Origin of the sequence: Acinetobacter johnsonii, assembly GCF_048551975.1 — a bacterium.
GTDB lineage: Bacteria > Pseudomonadota > Gammaproteobacteria > Pseudomonadales > Moraxellaceae > Acinetobacter > Acinetobacter johnsonii_A.
Genome location: NZ_JBIMCF010000002.1, coordinates 217,910 through 240,208, shown reverse-complemented (window position 1 = coordinate 240,208; position 22,299 = coordinate 217,910). Strand labels below are relative to the sequence as shown.

Here is a 22,299-nt window from a genome sequence, read left to right as displayed (position 1 = left end):
GGATAACTTTGAGGATAACCATGTGGAAAATGTTCGTAAAGCCAGTATTGATCAGGCTGCCGTGGTAGACACATGGTTAACGCGTTGGAGTCAGTTTATTCAGCTGTCACCGTTGAGTAAAACAGGGTTCACCGAAGAGCGAAGTGAAGTGATTCAACAGGTCCTTGAAGCCATGCTACGCGGTGAGAGTTGTATCTCGGTTGCAGCTGAAGCTGTCACAGTTTTAGATGATTTGGTCATGGATGAACAGCAGGCACAGCAACAAAAAGCGCCGTTTGTTTACGATCAGCAGCAATTATATCTGTATCGTTATTGGGCTTTAGAGCAGTCCTTGGCTCAGCAAGTGGCGCGGTTAAAACTGCAAAATTTAACGCAAGTGGATATTTCAGCTTATGCTCATTTACTTGAAGATCCACACCAAAAACAGGCTTTGGCTATGGTGGCCGAGCAGGCGCTCGCGATCATTACAGGTGGTCCGGGCACAGGGAAAACCTATACCTTGGCGCGTATTATTGCGGTGCTCAAGCAAAGTCTGCCTGATATTCGTATTGCGATGGCTGCACCGACAGGTAAGGCGGCGCAGCGGATGAAAGAAGCCCTTCAGAATTCTTTTCAGGATGAAAAGTTACAAGATTTAGTTAGTCCAGATTTGAAAAACTTAAACCCTGTGACGCTACATCGACTTTTGGGTCTAGGAAATACGCAGCAACCGCGTTTTCATAGCAGACAACCTTTACCTTATGATGTGATTGTCGTTGATGAAGCATCCATGCTGGATTTAAATTTGGCACAGATGCTCTTTGCTGCCATGCCGAATCAAGCCCGTTTGATTTTATTGGGAGATGCCGATCAGTTGGCTTCGGTCGATGTGGGTTCTGTACTTGCCGATCTACAACAGGTTCCAGCTTTGGCTGAAAATAGAGTCAATTTAGTCAATAGCCGTCGTTTCAAATCAGATGCACGAATTGGAAAGTTGGCACAATTTATTCAACAGCAATCTTGTTTTGACTTAACGATACATCCTGTCGAAAAACAGAGCGTATTGCATACTTTTCAACAGCAAGTAGTAAATGCCACGACGTTGAAGGCGGTTGAGTTGGATCAGGTCAAGGTCGATGATCTACAACTCGAATTGTTGCCTGAGCAGGCTTTAACTGCAGAGCAGTTACAACATTATTATGATCTGTTGATGCTCGGCTTTCAGGGCTATGTCGAGGCTTTAAAGCAATATCAGCAAAATCCTAATGATTCTCTCGTGCCCAAAGTGATTCAACACTTTGATGATTACCGTATTTTAGCCGCCATACGTCACGGTCATTTCGGCTTAAAACAGCTCAATCTGCAAATCGAGCAGCGCCTATTGGAACAATTAAAACAAATCAAACAAGGTGAATGGTACTTGGGACGTCCGGTGATGATGACCTATAACGACTATCAGTTGGGGGTGTCGAATGGCGATATTGGCCTGTGTTTACAGCGCGGTCAACAAGGTAAGTTTCAGTTTGAGGTTTATTTCCCTAGCTTGGATAAATGGGTAGCTGCGACACGATTACCCAAAAATATTGAAACGGCTTTTGCGCTGACCATTCACAAATCTCAAGGCTCTGAGTTTACTCATACCGCGGTGGTGTTAGATCGGCAGGCTGAAAAATTACTCAGTAAAGAGTTGATTTATACCGCAATTACGCGAGCGAAAAAAGTGGTCAGTTTACTGGTCGATGCCGATGCATTCGTACATGCTATGGTGACTCGGACCACCCGAGAAAGTGGTCTATTAAGAAAAATTAATCAACAAATTCAATTGTGAATATTTAATAAACAAATAGGAGTTTTGTACGAAATAGCTTACAGGGATTCAGGAGATTTGCGCATAGAGCTTTGCTGAGGATTCTGAGAAGATAGCTTCACATAAAGAGTTCAACACGGAATGTTGGGTATAATCGCAAAAAGATAATAATAACGTCAGTAGACAGTGAACTTACAGTGAAGTAGGTGAAAGAGGAAACTTACAGCCGCTAAGCCTTGTAGTTTTGGGAGAGACTACAAGGCTTTTTTATATCTGATAGATTGGCAAAATGTGACAAAAAATAGCATTCATTCCTGAAAGCATAAATATAGCTATAGATTAAATATTGAAGAGATACTGTCTCAGCATTGCACGGCTTATGCTTTTTTAAATTTAGTTGTTTTTTAAGCATTTGTTTTTAATAAATTAAATATTTACTACTGCATTTTTTAGAGAGATTTAGGTTGAATAATGGAGAAAATAAGGAGTTTGTGTAAGCAATCGCTTACATGAAGATGGGTAAAATACGACTTTTTTCTTTACTGTGATGTGGCAAAATATGTCACATAAGGATGTAAATGATTAAACATGGAATGTTTAATACAAGACGCGGAAAAGCGCATTATTATAATGATAACCAAAACAACAAGAACAAAAATAAAAGAACACTACAGCGTAAAAAAGCCCAAGTTTACTTGGGCTTTTTTTTATGCTCAGACTAAGTCTGTTTCGCTTCGATCGGTTGCAAATAAGGAGCGACGTTGGTGCTTTAAGATTTTGGGACAATGTTTTGAGATTTGATAAAGCATTTTCGCTAAAGCCGGTAAGTGGGTCCCGACGACAGATTTTCCTGTGGTTAATAGCGATACACTAATATCACGTTCTGGATCGGCCCAGCAGAGAATATTGGAAAACCCGAGATGTCCAAAGGCTTGCCCAGTCATGGGTCCAAATAACCCAATAGGATTACTCCCTAACATTGGGCCTAAGGCATAACGCATCGGGACTAATAATGTCCGATCTAAACTGACTCCTGACGTGGCCAAGGTCGAGCGAAATACTGTTTGGGCACTCATGATTTGTTTGCCCTGGTATTCGCCACCACTCAAGAGCATTTCAAAGAAACGTCCAGCTTGTTCTGCACTGGTATAAATGTTGCACGCTGGGCAAATCGTGTCCATAAAACGCGCATCATTGGTTACATCGACGGCCAACTGTAAACCACCGCCCAGTACCCGATTAAGATAATGGTCTGTGCCTAAACGTGGATGTAGACCTGTGGCATAGTTTAAAGCGACATCCGCTCGATACTCAGGTTTTAAACCATAGTTAAAGTAATCTAAGCCCATGGGTTTTTCGATATTTTCGGCAAGAAATTCACGGGCTGTTTGACCTGTTACCCGCTTGATAATTTCCCCTAAAATATAACCTGACGTCACGGCGTGATACGCCAGATGTGTGCCTGAGGCTGAAACGGGTTGTGCAGCATAAAGACGTTCTAAAATTTGATCTTGATTAAACAACAGTTCAGGCGTGACTTTACTGTTAATGCGCGGAATGCCACCACGATGAGCGAGCAAATGGAAAATGGTGGCACGACGCTTACCGTTTACGCCATATTCGGGAATATAGTGGCTAATCGGATCGAGTAAATTCAGATCGCCGCGTTCATCTAACATATGAATCAGCATGGCTGTAACGATTTTAGAGGCGGAAAATAAGCAAACTGGGGTATCGGGCGTGCCAATTTTAGCATCTGCCGCTAAACCATCGGGTGAGTTACCTTGCGCATAACCAATGCTGCGATTTAACAATATTTGTCTCTGACGACGTAAACAGAGGCTGATGAAAGGGGAGTTTCCTGTTTTATATAGGGACTCTACACTGGCCCAAATGCTCTGAATTTGTGCTTCATTCATGCCACCCAAGGTAGCGCAGACCTCATTCTTAGAACGAATCACGTGGTTGAGGTCATGAGGGACATAACAGATATTGGCAGATAAAATTTTCACAAATTTCTCTCTATTTTTCGTTTTTATTGGGGTTGATTCTGATACTGAAAATCAGAATTGTCACTATTGTGCATGATTTGTTCAAAGCCGTCAGTTGCTGAATTGACTGCGAACATAAAACATTTTTGCAAAATAGCGCTAGATCCCTTAAAATAACGCCTTGCTGTAGTGATGCACGGCAGTCAACTTGGTTTTGAAGAATCAATTTGATTTGTATCAAATGTAACTTATAAGCATCTCGGAGAAATCGAATGGCTTTAACAAACGCAGATCGCGCAGAGATCATTGCTAAATTTGCTCGTGCTGAAAACGACACTGGTTCACCAGAAGTTCAAGTAGCTCTTTTAACTGCTCAAATCAATGATTTACAAGGTCACTTCAAAGAGCACAAACACGACCACCATAGCCGTCGCGGTCTTATCCGTATGGTTAACCAACGTCGTAAGCTTCTTGATTACCTTAAAGGTAAAGATGCTACTCGTTACAGCGACTTGATTGCTGCTTTAGGTTTACGTCGTTAATTCGATTAAACTTTTATTTTCGGACTATCGCATTTTGAATGCTTTATTACTGAAAAAGAAAGTCTACCTTACTTCTGTGAGGTAATGGGGAAGGGGCGAATGTTTCGCTCCTTCTTTGTGTCTTAAAATCATATTTTTAGTCTCTGGTGAGGTCGGCTTCTAAGCTTTGTCATTTATACAGTTGCCTGAAATGGCGATGTGAATGCCAAACCTTAGGGGTCTCCACTAGAATAAAAATCAGGAAAGAAAAATACATGTCTATGTTTAATATTATTCGTAAAGAATTCCAATATGGTCAACACACAGTTGTTTTAGAAACAGGTCGTGTTGCTCGTCAAGCAAACACTGTTGTGATCACCATGGGTGGTGTACAGGTTCTTGTTGCAATCGTTGCTCAACCAAAAGCAAAAGCAGGCCAAGATTTCTTCCCGTTGACTGTTAACTACCAAGAAAAACAATATGCTGCAGGTCGTATCCCAGGTGGTTACGGTAAGCGTGAAGGTCGCCAGTCTGAAGCTGAAACTTTAATTTCACGTCTTATTGATCGTCCAATCCGCCCATTGTTCCCAGAAGGTTTCTACAACGAAATTCAAGTAACAGCGACTGTTATTTCTTCTGACAAAACCATGGAAGGCGATATCGCTGCAATGTTGGGTGCTTCAGCTGCGATGTCTATTGCTGGTGTTCCATTTGCAGGCCCAATTGCAGGCGCACGTGTTGGTTTAATCAACGGTGAATACATCCTTAACCCAACTTTAGAACAGCTTAAAGAATCTGATCTTGACCTTGTGGTTGCAGGTACTGAAGCTGCTGTATTGATGGTTGAATCTGAAGCGAAAGAACTTTCTGAAGATCAAATGTTAGGCGCTGTACTTTTCGGTCATGACGAAATGCAAATTGCAATTCAAGCAATTAAAGAATTTGCTGCAGCTGCGGGTGCGGTTGAATCAACTTGGGTTGCGCCAGTTAAAAATGAAGAACTTCTTGGAAAATTGAAAGAAGCATTTGAAGCGAAAATCTCTGAAGCATACACAATTGCTGTTAAGCAAGACCGTTATGCAGCATTAGATGCGCTTCACGCCGAAGCTGTTGCTCAGTTTGTTCCTGAAAATGATGAAACTGGTATTGCTGCTGAAGTTGACGAATTATTCGAAGACTTAAAATACCGCACGGTACGTGACAACATCTTGTCTGGTAAACCACGTATTGATGGTCGTGACACCAAAACAGTTCGTGCCATTGATGTTCAAGTTGGCGTGTTAGACCGTGCACACGGTTCTGCATTGTTCACACGTGGTGAAACTCAGGCATTGGTAACAACGACTTTAGGTAATACACGTGATGCGTTGATGGTTGATACCCTTGCAGGTACGAAAACTGACAACTTCATGTTGCACTACAACTTCCCAGCGTATTCTGTCGGTGAAACAGGTCGTGAATCTGGTCCTAAGCGTCGTGAAATCGGTCACGGTCGTTTGGCGCGTCGTGGTGTTCAAGCAGTTCTTCCTGCGGCTGATCGCTTCCCGTACGTGATTCGTATCGTATCGGATATTACTGAATCAAACGGTTCTTCTTCAATGGCTTCTGTATGTGGTGCTTCACTATCACTTATGGACGCAGGTGTTCCATTGAAAGCGCCAGTTGCAGGTATCGCAATGGGTCTAGTGAAAGAAGGCGAGCGTTTCGCAGTTCTTTCTGACATCTTAGGTGATGAAGATCACTTAGGTGACATGGACTTTAAAGTAGCTGGTTCTGCGAACGGTATTACCGCGCTTCAAATGGATATCAAGATTGAAGGTATCACTGAAGAGATCATGGAAGCGGCATTGAACCAAGCATATGCGGGTCGTATGCATATCTTGAACGAAATGAACAAAGTGATTTCACGCGCTCGCCCTGAAATTTCAATGCATGCACCGACATTCCAAGTGATCAACATCAACCCAGATAAGATCCGTGATGTAATTGGTAAAGGTGGTGCGACCATCCGTGCTATTACTGAAGAAACCAAAGCTGCAATTGATATTGAAGACAACGGTACTGTTCGTGTATTTGGTGAAACTAAAGCTGCTGCTGCTGCTGCGGTTGCAAAAATCCAAGCACTTACTGCTGAAATTGAACCAGGTACGATTTACGTTGGTAAAGTCATTCGTATCGTTGAATTCGGTGCGTTTGTCAACATTCTTCCAGGTACTGATGGCTTACTTCACATTTCACAAATCTCGAACGAGCGTATTGCAAACGTGGCAGATGTGTTGAAAGAAGGTCAAGAAATTAAGGTACAAGTTGCGGATGTAGACAACCGTGGTCGTATCAAATTGACGATGAAAGACATCGAACAAGTTTAATCTCTTGTCAATTCACATGGGGTTTGCTATGTGAATTGAGTTGTCTTAAAAAGCCCTGAGCTTGGCCAATGTAAACTTTGGCTTGCTCAGGACTTTTTTTATGGCATCATGCTGGCTAAGACAGACAATAATAAATGAGATATGCAAAGCTATTATTTCTATCAACATCCCACAGCACAGCATACCTATGTGCAAAAACAGCCGATTGCAGAGCAGGAAGCCGAGTTTATTTGGGTGGAGTGTAGTCGTGATGATGTGGTCAATCGGGCAGAACATTGGCAGCAGGACATTTATGCGGCAACGGGACTGTGGATGAATGAATATCATCTGCGCGATATTCTCAATTTAGAACACCCTTGTGCCTTTGACACTTTGGAAGATTACGACTTACTGATCTTTCGTAAGCTGATCACACCTGATGATCAAATCAAGCTTGATACGCAAGCGGCTGAAAAACATGAACGGGCTTTTGGTCTGGCGACGACCCCGATTAGCTTTATGCTTACGCCGCAAGTTCTGATTACGGTTAGAGAGCAGGGCAATAAAGAAGTTGAAAGCTATATTCAGCGTATGGAAACGGTGTTGAGCCGTCCGATTGAGGAGCATAATAAGCCAAGAAAATTACCCGCAACGCCTTTAGATTTGACCTTGAGGCTGCTCAATAATATGGTAGATGGTCATCTTGATTTACGTGTGCCGCTGACACGTCGAGTAGAGTTTTGGCAGCAAGAGCTTTTACAAGGCCATCGTCGTTTTACCAAGTGGCATCAACTGTTGCAAGAGAATATGGCTTTCCAACAAGTGGAAAATTTGTGCGAAGAACAAATTGAGACTTTGCAGGAATTACGCGATGAAATTGTCGATAACTATTCGCACTTGAAAGGGAAAAAGCGTAGCGAAAAACAAGACATCATGCTAGTACGTGTCGATGATTTAACCAGTCATATTGAACGTATTCAAAAGCATACCATTCGCTTGAGAAATGCAGTGCAAGCAGCCATCGATCTACATTTTTCAGCCATTGCCAATCAAACCAATGAAAACATGCGGATTTTAGCCATTATTACCGCGATTTTTGCGCCGCTAACCTTGTTGACAGGGGTGTATGGTATGAACTTCGAGTTTATTCCGGGGCTGAAGTCTCCAACAGGGTTTTGGATCATGTTGGGCATCATGTTAATGACGACATTGATCTTACTGTATTATTTTTATCGACGTCATTTGGTTGGGCGTGGCGAAAAAAGTGTCATTGATATGTTGGCACAGCAGCATGCGGATCAACATATGAGTTTATTTTGGTTTATCGATTATGAGCCGATCAAGCAAACCGTGAAGGGCACCATCAAAGATTTAGAGAAAATCACCAAATTAAAATAATTCGGTGATTTTCCACATAGACCATTAAAGCCAATGGGCTTTAAGGTGTTTCTTTACATGCTGGCGCTATCCTTGTTCAATTTATTATTCGGATATATGGGCGTCGCAAAGAGATTTAATTTAAGAAGTTTTTAACTGAGCTCCTTTTAAAATCCGATAAAGCTGATCTTTAATGAACAACTTTTTGCGTTTGAGGGGCTCAATCTCTCCACGATGAATCCGAACAGGGTCTTGTTCGAGTAAACAAATTTCCTTGTCCAGCGCTTCATGGTCATCAAACATTTTAGAAAAATGCGGATTGTCTTCTCTAAGCTGTTGAATCATGTCTCGGTATTCAGGAAACATGTGCTTGGTCTTTTTATTACAAACTTTAAGTTTCATGGTTGCCGTCAAATCCTCTTTTAGCATAAAAAAAAGAAAGAAAGGCATGTGCCAATCTTTCTTTATAGAATTAGTGCTGAGTTGGTTTAACTGGGTCGGTGAGGTGTAAGTGTTTCACTTCACGACGGAGTTTTTGAACCTCATCAATTAAATCCAGCATCATTGCAACAGCAGTAAAGCTGGCATCAAAGTCACGTTGTAAGCGATAGGCTCGCCGTGCACGTGAGACATCATCACCAAAAAACTGGTGAATACGGTTATCGGGTCGGTTAGGTAGAATGTCATATTCCAACAGCTGTAAAACCCACTCCGGACTTTGTCCGCAAGCTTCAGCAAAATGCTTTAAATCAAAGCTATGTTGTTCATCAACAATTTCAGCATGTCGACATCCGTCTAAAATAATTTCACGATAATGAATAGTCGTCATAATTTTCTCCTTAAGACTGACGCGGCTTGAAGTGAGGAAAGGCTTCAGCAAAGGCTTGGTAAGCCTGTTGCTCTTGCTCACTTTGCGCAGGAGGTTGAACAATGTTTAAAATTAAATATAAGTGTCCTGCCGTTTTGGCTGGAATCCCCTGATCTTTTAAACGGAGTTGCTGCCCCGTTTTGGCATTTTTCGGAATTTGAATTTGTAATGTCCGAGCATTGGGTAGCGCGGCGGTGATGCTTTGCCCCAAAGCAGCTTCCCAGGGACTAATGTTGAGTTGGTGATAGACATCAACCCCTTCAACGCGTGTGGTCTCCGTATCTTTGTAATAAATTTCGATATACAGGTCGCCATTTTCACCACCCTGAATACCTGACTGTCCTTGACCACTTAAGCGAATTTGTTGTCCTTCTTTCATGCCTTTGGGGATTTTAACTTCCAGTGTTTTGCGCTGAATTTCCGCTTCACCATAAGCATTTAAAGTGGGAATCTGTAAGGTAATGGTTTGGGTGGTACCGTGGAATCCAACCTCAAGATCGACCTCTAAACGCGCATGTTGATCTTCGCCTTTATAGCGTGTGCTATTTTGGCGTTGATATTGATAGTTTGATCCTCCAAAACCTGAACCAAAACGGCCAAATAAGTCTTCAAACCCTGAAAAATCATGTGCCTGTTGTCCGCCTTGGGCGTTCCGAAATGCGTCTTCAAAACCGCCAAAGCCTGCATTGGGGTTGAATTGATGTGAGCCTTGCGGATGATCGAGTTCAAAGTCATATTCTGCTTTTTTTGTTTCATCACTTAAGGTATCGTAGGCGACATTCAATTCTTGCATACGCGCTTCAGCATCAGGCTCCTTACTGACATCGGGATGATACTTACGTGCCAATTTTCGATAGGCTTTTTTAATTTGTTCGGCGGTCGCATCTCGCGTTAAACCGAGTATTTCATAATGGTTCTTCGGCATAAATAAGATTAAATAAATTGATTAAGTTTTAATCATTATTCAGCCTTTCAGCAGATTTCAACAGTAAAGATATGTTCCTTATTGTTTCAAAACATGACAAGAAAAAAGCCCCCGTTGAAAGGAGCTTTGATGGATGAGGGATACTTAATATTTGACCCATGTGATGTTGCGCCCACCACCATTTTCAGTGGAAGTTCCTCGAATTCGTAAGTGCCTACCATTATTGCTGAGTCGTGCATATGCGTCATAACGTAGCCCTGTGAAAGGGTCGAGGAACTGTCCATGGCTATAGGTCGAATCTTTGGCATTGTCTAGTTGCAAATGGCTGAGCGTTGTCATGCCGACAATGGGCTGATTTTTATTGACCCCATCACACTTGCTACAGTTTTCTATTTTTACCGCACCTGGAATTTCGCGCGTACCTACGATGACTGCTTTATAGCTATTGTTTTTGCCTTTTTCAATCACGACGTCACTGAGAGAGTATCCTGTTTTATCATCGATGGTTTTCCATTTGCCGATCAAGGGATCGGTGGCTGCAAAACTGGAGAAGGCGCATAAACTGCTGAGTATGAAAAGACTGCAAGAAAATTTCATGATGGCAAAACCCCAATGGAAGAGAAAAATAAAGACATATAAAAATTATGGTTTTATTTATAACGAAATTTAAGCGGTGTGACCAGTGAAATATCTATGAATAAAAGTGATGAATCATTTGAATTATCTTGTTTTTATGAGAACAAAGGCATAAAAAAAGAGCAATTCAGTTGCTCTTTTTTTATTGCACATGATGTGCTTAGCTTAAGTGTTCACCAAATAAACCCAAGGCTTCTTCTGCACTAAAGCTGTATTGCGTGTTACAGAACTGGCAGTCCATGGTAATTGGGTTCTGATGTTCTAGCGTTTCACGAACGGCTTCGGCGCCAATTTGTTCAAGCGCTTGAGCACAACGTTCTTTCGAACAGGTACAGCCAAATTTCAGTACTTCAACTTCAGGTAAGCGTACTTCTTCTTCGTTGTATAAACGGTAAAGAATTTCACTCGCTTCTAAGTCGGTTAACTCTTCGGTTTTGAGCGTTTCAGTCAACATGGTCAGACGTGGCCATAAGTCTTGGTCGACACGTTCTTGTTCTTCTTCACTGTTACGTGGTAACAGCTGAATGAGTAAACCGCCAGCACGCTGGGCTGAACTGGCCAAAACGATACGCGTTGGAATTTGGGCAGACAGGTCATAGTACTGCATTAAACAACCTGCAAGATTTGGCTTGTCTAAAGCCACAATCCCTTGATAACGCTCACCAAATTCGGGCTCAATATTAATAAATAGTACAGGGCTAATGAGGGTGCTCAATACCGTACTGCTGCTGTCGGCAGTATTAAAGCGAGGATCTGCTTCATAATCCGCCAAGGCACGTACTTCACCAAGGTGATTACATTCAGCCATGGCCCATTTGAAACTACCTGAAGCCTGAATTTGTAAACTAATACGGCCTTTAATTTTTAAAGTACTGGCAAGTAATGCCGTGGCACTGAGCATTTCACCTAACAGTACTTGGACCGCAGGTGCATAATCACGCTGCGCCAAGATGGTTTGTAGGGTTTCTTCTAGATGAACCACTTCACCACGAACAGGACTATCTTCAATATAAAAGCGTTGACGCAAATCAGACATAAATTTCTCCAATATCCTGTCTTAATGGTGACGATATTGTAAAACACAAGTCATTTTACTTCATCCCGTGTTACATCTATTCGGTCATGTTGTAACTCACGCTGTAGGTCAACTCCCACAGGGCTTTGGCGCAATTGGGTATCACTTTCAAACAGATGTTCTAATTCGGCTAAAGCGTTACGATGTGTTTCATACACTTTCTGTTCATCGTTATAAATGCTTTGCTGCTGTGCGAGCAGTTTTTCATCATAATCTCGAAATAACTCAATGCTCTTATAAGCATCAGCTTCAGCAATTCCGAGATTGCGCAGGGCAAAATAGGCCATCCCTAAAGACGATAAATAGGTTTCACGCCAAATATGCTCTACCCCCAAGTCACGCAGCAAATGCACATGATGTCGATCCCGTGCCCGCACCAGCAAGTTTAAGTCTGGATAATTGAGTCGAATATGGCGTGCCACATTCATGGAGTCTTCAATATCATCAATGGCTAGCACAAACACTTTGGCATGCTCGATACCGGCTGCACGCAGGATATCGGGTTGAGTGGCATCACCATAGTAGAGTTTACCGCCATAGTTTCGAACGAAATCAACCTTGTCGATATTGCTGTCAATCGCCGTGAAGGTTTGGTGCTGTAAGTGAACCAGTCGTGCCACAATTTGTCCGACACGGCCAAAGCCAGCAATGATCATCGGGTTATGCTGTTCAGGAATCTCATCATAGACAGGTGTAGTTTCTTTTTCGAATAGAGGCACTACCCACGAACTCATTAGCCAGTACAGAATAGGCGTTAGAATCATCGACAACGTCACGATCAAATTGATCGGCTCTAAAATGGCCTGCGTAATCACGTGTTCACTCATGGCAACATTGAGCACTACAAAAGCAAATTCACCACCTTGTGCCAAACAGGTTGCCAGCATCAAACTATTGCGCCATGAAAACTCGAAGTAGCGAGCGATGGCCGTCAAGGCCAGCAGTTTGACCAACATCAGCAATAATGCACCGCCAATAATCAGACTTGGGGTCTCCCACAGGAGCGAAACTTGCGTGCTCATCCCGACGGTCATGAAAAATAGACCGAGAAGTAGACCTTTAAAGGGTGCAATACTGGCTTCCAGTTCATGACGGAATTCAGAGTCAGCTAGAAGTACCCCAGTTAAAAATGCGCCCAAGGTGGTACTGATGCCTAAGACATCCATCAGCGCGACCACGCCTAAGACAATAAACAAACCGACGGCGGTAATCAGTTCGTGCGCGCCACTTTGGGCCACAAAGCGGAAAAAAGGGCGCATGAGATAGCGGCTAAATAAAAACAAACCTGTAAAGGTGGCAACAATTGCTGCAAAGTAGGCCACGCCATGATGGGTTGAGTTTGTTCCCGCAAGAAGGGGGATAATCGCAATCAGCGGAATCGCGGCAATATCTTGAAAGAGTAAAATGGAAAAGGACTGCTGACCAAAAGTGGTATTGAGCTGCTGTTTTTCGTTTAAAAGCTGTAGCACAAAAGCGGTAGAAGAAAGGGCAAGGGCAAAACCAATCACAACACTGGCCGCAATCTGCTGTTGCAGGGCAAAAAAGACGATGCACGCCAGTAGCACGCCGCAGACTGTTACTTGTAAACTGCCCATCACAAAAATGGATTTACGCATTTCCCATAAACGTTGCGGGCGAAGTTCGAGTCCAATAATGAACATCAAGAAAATCACGCCGTACTCAGCGAGTTTATGAATGTCTTCAGGGTCATGGACGACATTTAATACACTGGGACCGAGTAAGATACCCGTGAATAAATAGCCGAGTACCGTGGCAATCCCTAGCCGTTTGGCCAACGGAACGATCATCAGTGCCGCAGCCAAAAAGAGGGTAATTTGAAGCAGTAGAGACATTGCCCTGTCCTAAATTTTTTTCTTTATGTTGGAAGTTTAAGGGAGAACGCGACTCAGGTCTAAACCTTATTCAAGTCAAGCCTTAACTTAACTCTTGTGGATCAATATCAAGGCTCAATTTCATACCATGCGGTTTGTTGTGCCAGACATTTTGCCACCACTGACGAATGTAAAAATGCATACGCGCACGGTCTTTGGACAGTAATACCATATGCGCTTGATAGCGGCCTGCTTTACGTTCCATCGGCGCAGGAATAGGCCCCCAAATATCAATACTGTTTTCGGAGGCTTGGCGGAGTGCTTGTGCATGCTCTTGTAAAAAGCCTTGGTTCAGTTCTTGGTCTTTGGATTCACAGCGCAATAAAGCCGCATAGCGATAAGGCGGCATCCATGCAGCTTTACGCTCTTTCAACGTTTGCTTGGCAAAGCTGCGATAGCCCGATTCCAGCAGGGTATTCAGCAAAGGATGATCGGGACGTAGAGTTTGTAAATAGACTTCGCCTTTTTTCTCACCGCGCCCAGCACGTCCAGCGACTTGGATGATGAGCTGTGCGGTACGTTCTGTGGCGCGAAAGTCAACACTGAGTAAGCCCGAGTCGATGTCTAAAATCGCCACCAAAGTCACATAGGGAAAGTGATGTCCTTTGGCCAGCATTTGGGTGCCGAGCAAAATGATGGGTTCACTTTTCTGAATCTTGTTATAGATTTTTTGCCAGCTGCCGACCCGACTGGTCGAGTCACGATCAACCCGAATTACGTCAAAGTTGGGGAATAGTTCTTGTAGGTTTTCTTCAACTTTTGCGGTGCCTAAACCAATTGGTTTTAGTTCGCTATGCTGGCATTGCGGACAATGTTCAGGCATTCGGTGGATGGTGCCGCAGTGGTGACAGTGCAAATGCTGATAGGGCTGTCGATGCACGGTAAAATTGGCATCGCAGTGGGGGCACTTGGCCTGCCAGCCACAACTTTCACAAATCAACACAGGGGCATAGCCGCGACGGTTTAAAAAAATCAGCACCTGTTCTTTTTTGTCTAAGCGCTTTTGTACTTCATGAATCAGCTGTTGGCTGATGCCATTTTGTTTTTGTGCCACTTTCAGATCGATCACATGCATTTTCGGCATCACGGCCACACCTGCACGTTGGTCCAACTCCAAACGGGTCATTTTACCTTGTTCGACCAACGCATAACTGTCGATACTTGGCGTTGCAGAACCGAGGATAATCGGACAGTTTTCTAAGTGTGCACGGTATAAAGCCACATCACGAGCGTGGTAGCGGAAGCCTTCTTGTTGCTTGAAAGATAAGTCATGTTCTTCATCTAAGACAATCAAACCCAAATGTGGAAGGGGCGTATAGATGGCAGAACGTGTGCCAATCACAATCGAAGCTTTTCCTGTTTGTGCGCTTTGCCAGGCTTGCAGGCGCTTAGAATCATTTAAACCTGAATGTAGTAGCGCAATATGACAGTGAAAACGTGACTGAAAACGGCTCACTGTTTGTGGGGTGAGACCAATTTCAGGCACTAATACCAAGACTTGTTTGCCTTGTTTTAAAATCTCTTGCATGACTTGCAAATAGACTTCAGTTTTGCCACTACCGGTTAAACCATCCAGTAAGAAAGCGTGGTAGCTATGACGAACTTTGAGAATGTTTTGAATGGCGCGCTTTTGTTCATCATTGGGCGTGAGAGGCATTTGCGCCAGCGTCATCGCTTGCGGTTTAAAGTCTTGAGCTTCAAGTATGCACTGGGTGATTTGCTTTTTTTCTAAGGCTTTTAAGGTCGGAGTTTCAATGCCAGCCAAATTTAAAATGTTTTCAGAAGTTCCGGTGGGATGCAGCTTTAAAATTTTATAGGCATCTTGTTGTTTTTCAGAACGCTTTAATTTGTCTTCGGCATGATCATCTATCAGCTTCCACATCCGCGCCAGTAGGTTATAAGGTTTGCCTTGGCGTAAAAAGCTGGGCAAAGCAGCATGCATCACTTCACCAATAGGAAATTGATAATATTGCGCTGACCATGTCAATAAACTTAAAACTTTAGCGTCTAGAATAGCGCTGTCATCGAGCAACTCAGTTATGGCTTTGAGTTTAAAGCCTAAATCGAGTGGTTTCTCATCAGTGAGTTTCTCAACAATGACACCGACCACATTTTGGCGACCAAATGAGACAGCCACACGTGCACCCACTTCAGCTTGGTGGTATTGTTCAGCCGTTAAACTATAGTCAAAACAGTCATATAGATAAACGGGAACAGCCACACGAATACGGTAGCTTGGTGTTGTGGAAAGTGTATTTTCTGGCATAAAAAGCTCAAAATGTCCTGATGAAATTGTCGTTGTGCGATGAATGAGTTGTGTTAGAGTGATGACGTAATTTATAACTTAGAATATGAATGATTTTGGTGCCGACATGCAACAGCGCCAAATGACTAAATGGACAATTAGAAAGCGTAAACATGCCAGCATATCAATTTACCGCACTCGATGCCGCAGGAAAGCAGCAAAAAGGCGTGCTCGAAGGGGATTCAGCGCGTCAAATTCGGCAACAACTTCGTGATAAAGCGCTGATTCCAGTCTCGGTTGATCCTGTTGAACAAAAAGATAAGCACAGCAGTAAAACATGGTTTCAAAAACAAATTACCGCCTATGATTTGGCCTTGTTGACACGTCAACTTTCGGTACTTGTGGCGGCGGCTATTCCGTTGGAAGAAGCCATTCGTGCGGTCGGAAAGCAGTCAGAAAAAGCACATGTACAAAATCTATTGATGTCAGTCCGTTCTAAAGTATTGGAAGGTCACTCTTTGGCGCAGGGTTTACAGCAATCGGGACGTTTTCCAGAGTTGTACATTGCTACGATTGCCGCTGGCGAGCGTTCAGGACATTTAGACTTAATTTTAGATCAGCTGGCAGACTACACCGAAAATCGCTTTGCAATGCAAAAGAAAATCCAAGGCGCGATGATTTATCCGATTATTTTAATGCTGATGTCTTTTGCCATCGTGATGGGACTTATGACCTATGTGGTGCCCGACATTGTCAAAACCTTTGACCAAAGCAAAGATGCCTTGCCATGGATTACTGTTGCCTTGATGAAAGCCAGTGATTTTATTCGAGTGGCATGGCCATTTTTATTGGTGGGCAGTGTACTCGGCATCGGCTTATTACTGCGATTTTTAAGAACCACCGCAGGGCATTATGCCTTTGATCGTTTAACGCTCAAATTGCCATTATTCGGTAAACTTTCACGTGGTATAAATGCCGCACGTTTTGCCAGTACCTTGTCGATTTTGACCCAGTCGGGTGTGCCCTTGGTGGATGCATTAAAAATTGGCGCGGCGGTGAGTAATAACTGGGTGATTCGTGATGCGGTCAATCATGCCGCAGAAAAAGTGACCGAAGGTGGAAACCTTGCGACCCAGTTGGAGCGCAGTGGTTATTTCCCACCGATGATGGTACAAATGATTAAAAGTGGTGAAACCTCGGGTGAATTGGATCGGATGTTGGAGCGCGCATCGACCATGCAAGACCGAGAGGTGACAACGCTCATATCGACCTTGATGGCTTTACTTGAGCCACTGATGTTGGTTCTGATGGCAAGCATTGTCTTGGTGATTGTGATCGCAGTGATGCTGCCGATCGTCAACATGAACAACATGATTTAATTTTAAAAATATAAGATGGAAGAGAAAATTCACATGCAATCAAAAATCTATAGACGCCAAGCTTTAGGCTTTACCTTAATTGAAGTCATGGTAGTGATTGTTATTTTAGGTGTGTTGGCAGCCTTAATTGTACCCAATGTGATGGGACGCGGTGAAAAAGCCAAAGTTGATACCACTGTCATTACCCTCAAAGGGGTTGCTGCGGCATTGGATCAATATAAATTGGACAATGATAAATACCCTTCGATGCAAGAGGGTGGACTTGATGCTTTGGTGAATAAGCCTGAGTCTGCAAAAAATTGGTTACCAGGCGGTTATGTGAAAGGTGGATATCCGAAAGACAGTTGGGATAATGACATTCAATATGTTGCACCTGGGACCGATGGACGACCATTTGATTTATATTCTTTTGGCGCAGATGGACAGCAAGGTGGCGAAGAAACCGATGCTGATATTCAGTATCAACCTTAATTGAGAACTATTATATATTGGCTTTAATTGAATATATCATTACAGTGCATAGGTTATGTCAATGTGGACTGTAATGATAATACATCTTAATTTAAAACTAATATCTAAGATTATGATTTTAATATATTAAATATAATAAGTGTCAGCTGAGATTTATAATAAGAATTATTCCCATATTTATTGATTACAAATAATGTAAATTATGGATAAAAATAGGCTTTTTATTTATTTAAATCCTTGCATAATGTTCTCAATGGCAACTGAATTGCCTGAGGAGAATAGAATGAAAGCATTAACCTTGTTGGATGAAATGAGCCAATTCCATTGGTCGATGCTTAAATCTGTTCTTTTGATTTTGAGTATGCTTCCTGTTGCTCAAGGTGTTTTAAGCGTGTGGCAGTCGACTGAAGGTAGTAGCCAAATCATGGTGGGTTTCTTTGCAATCAGTCTGTTTAGCACATGGGCGGTTTTGAGCTTTTGGTCGGCGTTAAAAGCGACCGTACTCACACTCGATCAAGTACAGATTACAGCATTAGAACAAAAAGTAGTTATGGTTTATCGTTATACCCCGATGCTCTTTTTAGCTGGTATGGTGTCCTATTTGGTCAGTCAAATTTAATTCTGACATTTATAGTTATGATAAAAACCGAGCATATACGCTCGGTTTTTTATTGCGTCATGAAGAATGGCAGAAAGATAGGATTGCTTGTCTATTTCGTCGTATATGATCCTAGTGTTCACTCCCTATACTGTAGAAAATATAAATATAGAGTGAAATATGGAACAGATTGATTGCGTAGATTTTTTAAAAGTCGAGCTCTGAGTCGGGCGAATTATTCAGGCCGAAGTTTTTAAGCAGGCACGTAAGCCTGCTTATATTTTACATGTCGACTTTGGCCATGAAATTGGCATTAAGAAATCGAGTGCGCAGATTACTGAGCGTTATCAACCTGAACTGTTGTTAGGTAAATTGGTGGTGGCAGTGGTTAACTTTCCAAACAAATTGGTCCCATCCAGTCTGAGTGCTTAGTGACTGGCTTTCATGATTCAGACGCAGGCTTGGTGCTGTGTGTGCCTGATACAGATGTTCCAGTAGGCACCAAGCTACTATAACTGAAAAAGAAAACCCCAGGCTTAGCTTGGGGTTTTCTTTGGAAAAGTCTGATTTAACAATAGCAACTATCGACGAGACTTAAACGATACATCGACTTTACGTGGACGATAGATCCAGCCCAAGATCAGTAAAAAAACTGAGAAACCTAAAATTGGCCAGTCACTTAAACGGGTATACAACGTTTGACCTTGCATAGCAGGCAGTTCGCCGCGAAGCACGGTTGCCACATCTTGTGGGGCACGCTTTACGATATGCCCTTGATGGTCAATAAATGCCGTCACGCCAGTATTGGTGGCACGGATAAACCAGCGTCCATTTTCTTTGGCACGCATTTGAACCATCTGTAAATGCTGTAAAGGGCCTGCAGTTCCCGTAAACCATGCATCGTTGGAAACCGTCACCAAGAAATCACTTTGGCTGGCATTACGACGCGTCAAGTTCGGATAAGCCACTTCATAGCAAATGGCCGCGCCTAGATGCTGCTGATGAATAGAAAGCGGTTGTTGCTGTTGTTCGCCACGTGAAAAACCACTCATCGACGGATCATTCTGCATGGCAGGCAACACCCATTTCAGTAAACCTGATAGTGGAATATATTCACCAAAAGGCACTAAACGTTGCTTTTTATAGAGTCCTTCGGCTTCAGCACCATTGGCTATAATACTGTTGTAGTACAGTGGTCGACCTGCCGCTTCAGAGCCTGAAATATCCCAGTATGGAATACCCGTGACCCACGCCGTGTTGGTTTTCTTGGCTTGTGCCGTCATTGCAGCTAAAAAGGGTTCGATATCACTTTGGAACATCGGAATAGAGGATTCAGGCCAAACAATGAGGTCTCGTCCCCATTCTGTTTTGGTTAAATCAGCATAGATTCCAAGTGTTTTCAGTTGATATTCAGTGAGCCATTTTAAGTCTTGTGGGATATTGCCCTGAATTAAAGAAACCGATAATGGTGGGTTATTTTTTGCGGAGACGAATTCAATTTTTGATGCGCCCCATGCACCAAGGACCAATAAAGCAGAGGGGATGACCCAAAAGACACGACGGTTTAAAACTTCGACCAGTGCGCAGGCCAACACCAATACTACAAATGACACCCCGAAGATACCAAATAATGGTGCATAGCCATCCAGTAAACGTTCGGTAAAGGCATAGCCTGCAAACAGCCATGGGAAGCCTGTGAAAAACCACGTTTTTGCCCATTCAAAAAGTACCCAAAGCGGAGCGAAGGTTAGTGGCGTTTCAGGGAAAAAACGGCGGTAAATAAAGCTTTGGACAGCCGTGAATAAACCCATGACCAAGGCCATAATGCCGATCATACCGACACTTAAAGCACTGTTGGTATCGCCATAGACATGAATGGAAGTGTAGAGCCAAAAAGCCCCCACGAACCATAGGCCGAAACCATAGGCCCAACCAATACCAAAGGCCTGCTTTGCACTGCGCCTGCGTAAAGTGGCATAGAGCAGTGCAGGGGATAATATTGCCAACCACCAATAATGATAAGGGGCGAGTGCAAAACTAAAGACAGCCCCTGAGAATAAGGCAATTAAAATTGGATAAATTAAAGGTAACTGTTTTTGTTGTGGATTTGGGGTTAACAGTTTGTCAAAGTAAGCTCTCATTTACGAACGGCTCGAATCAGATGAATAGAACGTGCATCTGCTTCTACAATGGTAAATTCCCAATTTTCAAGATCAATCACCTGACCTTGTAAATCACTCACTAAACCAATTTCTTGAAGCAATAAACCGCCCACAGTTTCAACCTCATCATCAGAAAAGTCTGCATCTAAAAGATTGTTAAAGTGTTCGATTGGTGTAAGTGCTTGAACCAGCCACGTATTTGCGGTCGTTGGGTCATTGTCGGGAATAATATATTCCGCTTCTTCATCGATCTTGTCGTGTTCATCTTCAATTTCACCGACGATCTCTTCCAAAATATCTTCTAGCGTCACTAAACCTGAGGTGGTGCCATACTCATCAATTACCACTGCAATGTGCGTTTGGGTGTTTTTCAACATGCGAAGCACTTGGTCTGAGCGTGCGCTTTCAGGTACATATAAAGGTTGACGCATCAGCGCACGTATATCCACTTTATTGTTTGGTTCAGTCAAAAAAGGCAATAAGTCTTTGGCTAATAAAATGCCCACGACATTGTCTGGTTGATCTGATGAAAAGACAGGGAAACGTGAATGTGCCGACTCAACCAGAGTATGCAAAATGTCGAGTAACTCATCATCTTCTTGTAGGCTAATCATTGATGTACGCGGTGTCATGACCTCGCGGACTTTGGTTGCTGGAAGGTCTAATACGCCTTCTAACATCGCAACAGTGTCAGGTTCTAAAAAACGACGTGAATCTTGAACTAACTTTAACAGTTCATCGCGAGTTTCTGGCGCGGTACCTAACCATTTGCGTAAGCCACGCATTCCCCACGACGGGCCTGATTCCTCGTGCATGATCTTTCCTAAAGACTCTTAATATCTAAAAAACTTAATTTTATCATACCGTAGAAAACACAGTTGTCTATTGTAATTAAGCAAGGATTGCATGAATGATTAGATCAATACTTTTAAATACGAGGTTCATCTGCCATCAAGCTATGCAAACAGATATGCGAAATGGGCAGTTGTGTTAAAATTGGCAAGTTTTTAAATTTTTGAGTTTATATATGTCTGATTTGGAAGTGAGCCCAAGCATTCAATTAAACACCCGTGGTTTACGCTGTCCAGAGCCTGTGATGATGTTGCATCAAGCCATTCGCAAGTCTAAATCTGGAGATGTAGTGGAGGTGTTTGCAACTGACAATTCAACTTCATGGGATATTCCTAAATTTTGTATGCATCTTGGGCATGAACTTTTGCTGCAAGAAGAGCGCTTAGATGAAAACGGCAATAAAGAATTTCATTATTTAGTTAAAAAAGGTTAGGACATTTGTCTTAGCCTTTTAAAATGTGCTTGAGTAAAGAAAAAGAAATCAAGTTCATCCAAGGAAATCAGAATGAAAAGAATAAATGTGTTCTTATGGGCTCACATTTTTGCATTATTTTGTTCAATTTCTTGGGCAAAATCTTGTGAAGTTCCTGTAGCCACGATGAATGTTGCAGGTTTAAAAATTGGACAGCATATTCGTGAGTTTCAACAGCATCATCCCACCGCAAAAACGGTTATTTTAGGTGGCGATAATTATCAGTTTGAATTTGCACAAGGTGTAGATACACAAATTAAAAAAGCAGGTGTGAGCTGGATTCAGCATATTCGTTACGATCCGCATTCTAAAATGATTATTTCGTACAGTTTAAGTTTTCTAGATGGGCCGCTTGCGACGTATGAAACCGATTTAGATGTTTTTAAAAGTCGAGTATTAAAACGCTTTGAGGTGGCGCAAAACGGCTGGAAACGAGCTGAAAATAAATATGTCTATCAGTGTGCCGATTATCGGATTGAAATTCATCAAGATCATGGGGTTGGACATACCGCGATAGGGCCAACAGTGATGGTTTTTAGCAAAAAGTCAGATGCCTATTAATTAAAAAAATCCCTTCAGTGCTGAAGGGATTTTTTTAATCTAAAAGCGATTACTTGCTCGGAAATGTACTTCAGTGCAAGCCCGTTTTAAGATTACATGTTCGGGTATGAGACACGGTTAGCAAAGCAACCGCTTTACCG

The 22,299-nt window shown here is 42.7% G+C and carries 19 protein-coding genes and 1 pseudogene; 10 read left to right on the top strand and 10 right to left on the bottom strand.

From position 1 onward, the window contains the following. Nucleotides 1–22: 22 nt before the first annotated feature. Nucleotides 23–1,807, top strand: coding sequence for an exodeoxyribonuclease V subunit alpha (recD, locus tag ACG9ZB_RS03275; protein WP_419324094.1), 1,785 nt, complete (start codon nucleotides 23–25; stop codon nucleotides 1,805–1,807). A 692-nt stretch (nucleotides 1,808–2,499) separates the two neighbouring features. On the opposite strand, the gene ACG9ZB_RS03270 is transcribed toward recD, so the two are convergent. Next, a complete protein-coding gene (locus tag ACG9ZB_RS03270; RefSeq protein WP_419324092.1) occupies nucleotides 2,500–3,798 on the bottom strand; it encodes a serine hydrolase domain-containing protein in 1,299 nt (432 codons plus the stop codon). A gap of 251 nt (nucleotides 3,799–4,049) precedes the next feature. On the opposite strand from ACG9ZB_RS03270, the gene rpsO reads away from it, so the two are divergent. The 3 genes from rpsO to ACG9ZB_RS03255 all read left to right on the top strand — a co-directional run bounded on the left by rpsO (nucleotide 4,050) and on the right by ACG9ZB_RS03255 (nucleotide 8,044). After that, a complete protein-coding gene (gene rpsO / locus ACG9ZB_RS03265; RefSeq protein WP_004692669.1) occupies nucleotides 4,050–4,319 on the top strand; it encodes a 30S ribosomal protein S15 in 270 nt (89 codons plus the stop codon). A gap of 260 nt (nucleotides 4,320–4,579) precedes the next feature. Then, a complete protein-coding gene (gene pnp / locus ACG9ZB_RS03260) occupies nucleotides 4,580–6,667 on the top strand; it encodes a polyribonucleotide nucleotidyltransferase (RefSeq protein WP_419324187.1) in 2,088 nt (695 codons plus the stop codon). Nucleotides 6,668–6,808: 141 nt separating this feature from the next. Next, nucleotides 6,809–8,044 carry a magnesium transporter CorA family protein gene (locus ACG9ZB_RS03255; protein ID WP_419324090.1) on the top strand — a complete coding sequence of 412 codons (1,236 nt, stop codon included), beginning with the start codon at nucleotides 6,809–6,811 and terminating at the stop codon, nucleotides 8,042–8,044. Nucleotides 8,045–8,164: 120 nt separating this feature from the next. On the opposite strand, the gene ACG9ZB_RS03250 is transcribed toward ACG9ZB_RS03255, so the two are convergent. From ACG9ZB_RS03250 to ACG9ZB_RS03220, 7 genes are all read right to left on the bottom strand, one after another. Next, nucleotides 8,165–8,425, bottom strand: a complete 261-nt coding sequence (locus tag ACG9ZB_RS03250; RefSeq protein ID WP_086209810.1) for a YdcH family protein — start codon at nucleotides 8,423–8,425, stop codon at nucleotides 8,165–8,167. 70 nt (nucleotides 8,426–8,495) lie between these two features. Beyond that, nucleotides 8,496–8,852: a chaperone modulator CbpM gene (locus ACG9ZB_RS03245; protein ID WP_086209667.1), complete on the bottom strand. Its 357-nt coding sequence runs from the start codon at nucleotides 8,850–8,852 to the stop codon at nucleotides 8,496–8,498. Between the two features lie 10 nt (nucleotides 8,853–8,862). Then, entirely contained in the window at nucleotides 8,863–9,816 is a 954-nt protein-coding gene (locus tag ACG9ZB_RS03240) for a DnaJ C-terminal domain-containing protein (RefSeq protein ID WP_419324088.1), read from the bottom strand. A 144-nt stretch (nucleotides 9,817–9,960) separates the two neighbouring features. Next, entirely contained in the window at nucleotides 9,961–10,413 is a 453-nt protein-coding gene (locus tag ACG9ZB_RS03235; protein ID WP_419324086.1) for a DUF2147 domain-containing protein, read from the bottom strand. Nucleotides 10,414–10,612: 199 nt separating this feature from the next. Beyond that, complete coding sequence (locus ACG9ZB_RS03230) at nucleotides 10,613–11,488, bottom strand: Hsp33 family molecular chaperone HslO (protein WP_183174638.1); 876 nt, start codon at nucleotides 11,486–11,488, stop codon at nucleotides 10,613–10,615. Between the two features lie 50 nt (nucleotides 11,489–11,538). After that, a complete protein-coding gene (locus ACG9ZB_RS03225; RefSeq protein ID WP_419324084.1) occupies nucleotides 11,539–13,380 on the bottom strand; it encodes a monovalent cation:proton antiporter-2 (CPA2) family protein in 1,842 nt (613 codons plus the stop codon). An 82-nt stretch (nucleotides 13,381–13,462) separates the two neighbouring features. After that, nucleotides 13,463–15,685 carry a primosomal protein N' gene (locus ACG9ZB_RS03220; protein WP_419324082.1) on the bottom strand — a complete coding sequence of 741 codons (2,223 nt, stop codon included), beginning with the start codon at nucleotides 15,683–15,685 and terminating at the stop codon, nucleotides 13,463–13,465. A gap of 152 nt (nucleotides 15,686–15,837) precedes the next feature. Between ACG9ZB_RS03220 and gspF the strand changes: the two genes are divergently transcribed. From gspF to ACG9ZB_RS03200, 4 genes and pseudogenes are all read left to right on the top strand, one after another. Then, on the top strand, nucleotides 15,838–17,043 hold the full coding sequence (gene gspF, locus ACG9ZB_RS03215) for a type II secretion system inner membrane protein GspF (protein ID WP_419324080.1): 1,206 nt from the start codon (nucleotides 15,838–15,840) through the stop codon (nucleotides 17,041–17,043). A gap of 33 nt (nucleotides 17,044–17,076) precedes the next feature. Further along, nucleotides 17,077–17,514, top strand: a complete 438-nt coding sequence (gspG, locus tag ACG9ZB_RS03210) for a type II secretion system major pseudopilin GspG (RefSeq protein WP_419324078.1) — start codon at nucleotides 17,077–17,079, stop codon at nucleotides 17,512–17,514. 283 nt (nucleotides 17,515–17,797) lie between these two features. Then, the gene (locus ACG9ZB_RS03205; RefSeq protein WP_005400913.1) at nucleotides 17,798–18,133 is read left to right on the top strand and encodes a hypothetical protein; all 336 of its coding nucleotides are present in this window, start codon (nucleotides 17,798–17,800) and stop codon (nucleotides 18,131–18,133) included. Between the two features lie 213 nt (nucleotides 18,134–18,346). Beyond that, nucleotides 18,347–18,627 (top strand): annotated as a pseudogene (locus ACG9ZB_RS03200) (tRNA-binding protein). 66 nt (nucleotides 18,628–18,693) lie between these two features. On the opposite strand, the gene lnt reads toward ACG9ZB_RS03200, so the two are convergent. Continuing rightward, nucleotides 18,694–20,253: an apolipoprotein N-acyltransferase gene (lnt, locus tag ACG9ZB_RS03195; RefSeq protein WP_419324076.1), complete on the bottom strand. Its 1,560-nt coding sequence runs from the start codon at nucleotides 20,251–20,253 to the stop codon at nucleotides 18,694–18,696. Then, nucleotides 20,250–21,089: an HlyC/CorC family transporter gene (locus ACG9ZB_RS03190; protein WP_004978829.1), complete on the bottom strand. Its 840-nt coding sequence runs from the start codon at nucleotides 21,087–21,089 to the stop codon at nucleotides 20,250–20,252. The genes lnt and ACG9ZB_RS03190 overlap by 4 nt, the downstream gene beginning before the upstream one ends. 212 nt (nucleotides 21,090–21,301) lie before the next feature. On the opposite strand from ACG9ZB_RS03190, the gene tusA reads away from it, so the two are divergent. Next, on the top strand, nucleotides 21,302–21,559 hold the full coding sequence (tusA, locus tag ACG9ZB_RS03185; protein WP_004692640.1) for a sulfurtransferase TusA: 258 nt from the start codon (nucleotides 21,302–21,304) through the stop codon (nucleotides 21,557–21,559). A 72-nt stretch (nucleotides 21,560–21,631) separates the two neighbouring features. Then, a complete protein-coding gene (locus tag ACG9ZB_RS03180; protein WP_234963117.1) occupies nucleotides 21,632–22,159 on the top strand; it encodes a hypothetical protein in 528 nt (175 codons plus the stop codon). Nucleotides 22,160–22,299 lie beyond the last annotated feature (140 nt).